This window comes from Amnimonas aquatica, from assembly GCF_002943415.1.
GTDB classification, from domain to species: Bacteria; Pseudomonadota; Gammaproteobacteria; order Pseudomonadales; family Moraxellaceae; genus Perlucidibaca; species Perlucidibaca aquatica_A.
Genome location: NZ_PTQZ01000205.1, coordinates 1 through 3,164 on the forward strand (window position 1 = coordinate 1; position 3,164 = coordinate 3,164).

General features: G+C 73.1%; 3 protein-coding genes. All 3 read right to left on the reverse strand.

What is annotated here, in order from left to right:
- A partial coding sequence (locus tag C5O18_RS07880) for a 3'-5' exonuclease (RefSeq protein ID WP_105192952.1) occupies nt 1-554 on the reverse strand: 554 nt, incomplete at its 3' end.
- On the reverse strand, nt 551-2,479 hold the full coding sequence (locus C5O18_RS07885) for a putative nucleotidyltransferase substrate binding domain-containing protein (protein WP_105192954.1): 1,929 nt from the start codon (nt 2,477-2,479) through the stop codon (nt 551-553). The genes C5O18_RS07880 and C5O18_RS07885, both read right to left, overlap by 4 nt.
- Nucleotides 2,480-2,637: 158 nt before the next feature.
- A partial coding sequence (locus tag C5O18_RS07890; RefSeq protein WP_206389797.1) for a metallophosphoesterase family protein occupies nt 2,638-3,164 on the reverse strand: 527 nt, incomplete at its 5' end.

Sequence of the window (3,164 nt, forward strand, 5' to 3'; positions counted from 1 at the left end):
CGGGCGTGGTGGCGCTCGTCCACCGGCACCCGCTGCCAGCACAGCCAGTCATCCAGCGTGGCCAGCTCGGCGGGGGCGTCGGGCCAGGCCAGGCGCAGCACATCGGCGGCCTCCCACCAGCGCCAGGGCAGCATGGGGTGGCCGGCGCGGTTCAGCGCCGTGCGCAGGAAATCGCGGTCGTGGCCGTGGTGGAAGGCCAGCACCGGGGCATCGCCGACGAAGCGCGCCAGCGTCTCCACGCCCTCGGCCAGCGACATGCCGCCGGCCAGCAGGCCCGGCGTCAGGCGGTGGATGAGCACGCTGTCGCCGACACCGCCGGCACCGGCATTGTCCAGCGTGGCGTACCACTGCCCGGCCACCGGCAGGCTGCCGGCTTCGATGCTGACCGCCGCCAGCGACAGCAGCCGGTCGCGCCACGGCGACAGCCCCGAGGTCTCGGTGTCCAGCACCACCCAGCGGTCGCCGGCCAGCGCGCGCCCGTCCAGCCGCGCGGCCTGCGGCCACCAGTCCGGCAGCGGCTTGCGCAAGCGGCGCCACCAGTCGGCCGGGCTCACAGGCCGACCCTCGTGGCGATGTCCTGCTGCAGGCGCTGCACCTGGCGCAGGCACTCGCGCAGGATGCGCCGGTCGAGCGGATTCAGGCGATCGGGGTCGATGCGGTTGCCCAGCGCCCCGCCGCCGCGCTGCTGCTCCTGATGCAGCTGCAGGCGCAGCAGCTGCAGGTGCTGGCAGGCCTCCTCGTAGGCATCGGCGTCGACCTGGCGCAGCACGCCGTCGGCGGCCAGCCGGCGCAGGCGCGCGGTGGTCGACACTGCCGTCACGCCATGCCCCAGCGCCAGCACGCGCACGGCATCGATGAGCGGCGTCAGCGCCTCCAGCTTGAGATCGAAGGTGTTCGGGTGGTCGCCGCCCCGGCTCAGGCGGAAGTCGCGGAAGTGCCCCAGCGGCGGCCGCCGGCGCAGCGCCTGCTCGGTCAGCAGGCGGCGGAAGATATCGCTGCCGCCGATCCAGTCCAGCACGTCCAGGCGCAGCGCCTCCACGCCCTCGACATCACCCTGCACCGCGCGCAGGTCGAGGAAGATGACCGCCTCCAGCAGCCGCGCCGGCGCCGGCTCGCGCACCAGATCGAAGAAGCGCTGGCGCCATTCGCGCCGGCTCAGGCAGCACGCCGGTTGCCCCGCCATGATGCCGCCCCAGCACCAGTCCAGACCGAGGGCATCGAGCCGGCGGTTGACCTCCCCGGCCCAGGGCAGCAGGCGGGCACGCACGGCGGCGGCCTCGTCATCGCGGGCGTCGAACCAGAGTCCGTTGTCCTGATCGGTGTGCAGGGTCTGCTCCTCGCGCGCCTCGCTGCCGAAGCAGAGCCAGGTCACCGGCCGGTCAGGGGCGCCGAGGTCGTTGCCGGCCAGCGTCATGACACGCTGCACGAGCTGATCGTTGAGACGGGCCACGAGCTGGGTGATCTGCTCCGCCGAGGCGCCGCGGGCGAGCAGCTGGTCGACCAGCCGCGCCAGCGCCGCGCGACTCTCGCGCAGTTGCCCGAGACTGGTGGCATGGCGGATGCCACGGGTCAGCGCCACCAGGTTGAGGCGCTGGAGCTGGAACAGGTCGCGCTCGGCGAGCACGCCCTGCAGGCGGCCGTGGTGGCAGACCACGATATGGGTGATGCCGTGCTCGGCCATCATCAGCGCGGCCTGGAACACCGGCACGTCGCGCTCCAGATGCACCGGCCCGGGCGTCATCCAGGCCGACAGCGGCGCCTCCGGCTGCCAGCCCTCGCCGGCCAGGCGGCGGCGCAGGTCGCGCAGGGTGAAGATGCCGACCGGCCGGCGCGCGGCATCGACAATGACGATGCTGCTGACCTGCTCGCGATCCATGAGCGCGACCGCCTCGGCCAGCGGCAACTCCGGACCGGCCTGCACCGGCTGGCGCGACAGCAGGTCGCCCACCGCCTGCGCCATGGAGAAATCGCTGCCGAGCTGGCCGGCGACACGCTGCTGGAGCTGGCGCCCGACTTCGGCCAGCAGGCCGCTGACACCGCCGAGCGCGAACTCGCGGAACGGCTCGGATTCGCGCACCAGGCGTGCGAAGTCATCACGCGACCAGACCAGGCAGAAGCTGTCTTCGAGCGCGACATGCTCGGTGCGGGTGGCGCGTTCGCCCAGCAGCGCGGCCAGCGGGAAGCATTCGCCGACACCGATCTCGAACTGCACGCGCGGCGGTTCGCCGGCGCGACCCCGGCGCAGGCCCTGGACACGCCCCTGCTGGACCACGAAGAACTGCTGCACGGGGCCGCCATCGGGATGCAGCAGGGTGCTGCCGGCGGCATGGAAGACCAGCCGGGCCTGGCGCAGCAGGAACTGCAGCTCGGCCTCGGGCAGGCGGTCGAAGGGCGGGTGCTGGCGCAGGAAGCGCGCCAGGCTCTCACCGTGCTGGCGTGCCGCGTCGCGCTCGCGGTGGCTGTCGTCAGCCAGGGTCATCTGCGTGCCCTCCCGTTGCCCGTGATGCCGGAGAACGGCACCGGCTCCGGACCAGCTTAGCAGGCGGCCGGCGCTGGCGAGCTACGACCAAGGTCCGGGCATGTCACGGCCCTCTTGACCGGCACGGCAACGAGGCGGTCACGGAAGCGGCCCGCGCCTCAGAACGCCGGCATGCGGAAGGTCAGCTCGACATTGCGGTCGCCGGCCTCGCCCTGACGGGTGCGGCCGAAGCCGCAGACGGCGTCGATGCCGCCATCGGTCGGCAGCCTGGACCAGCTCGCCGGATCGAGCAGGAAGAACTGGCAGCGGTCATCGGCCTCGGCGAGCTTGCGCGAGCGCTCGAAGCCATGAGTCAGCACCGGCCCGCGCAGGGTGCCAGTGCCGTTGCGGTTGTCGAACACCTCGATCAGGCGCTGCTCCTGCGGGTAGTCGATCAGCGATGCCGTCTCGACCTGCCAGAAGCCGCGGCAGTGCGGCTTGCCATCGGCCGCCACGCCGGCCTTGCGGCAGGTCACCGGCGTGCTGATGGTGCCGTTGCTGCCGGCCAGCGCGCCGCCCTCGCCCGGCGTCACGGCGAACGGGCGCACGCGGTGCAGGTGGGTGTGGCCAGCCACCCAGGCCAGCACGTTGGGCCAGCCCGCCAGCTCGGCGTTGACCTGGGCCGCAGTCATGTCCAGCGGCACGG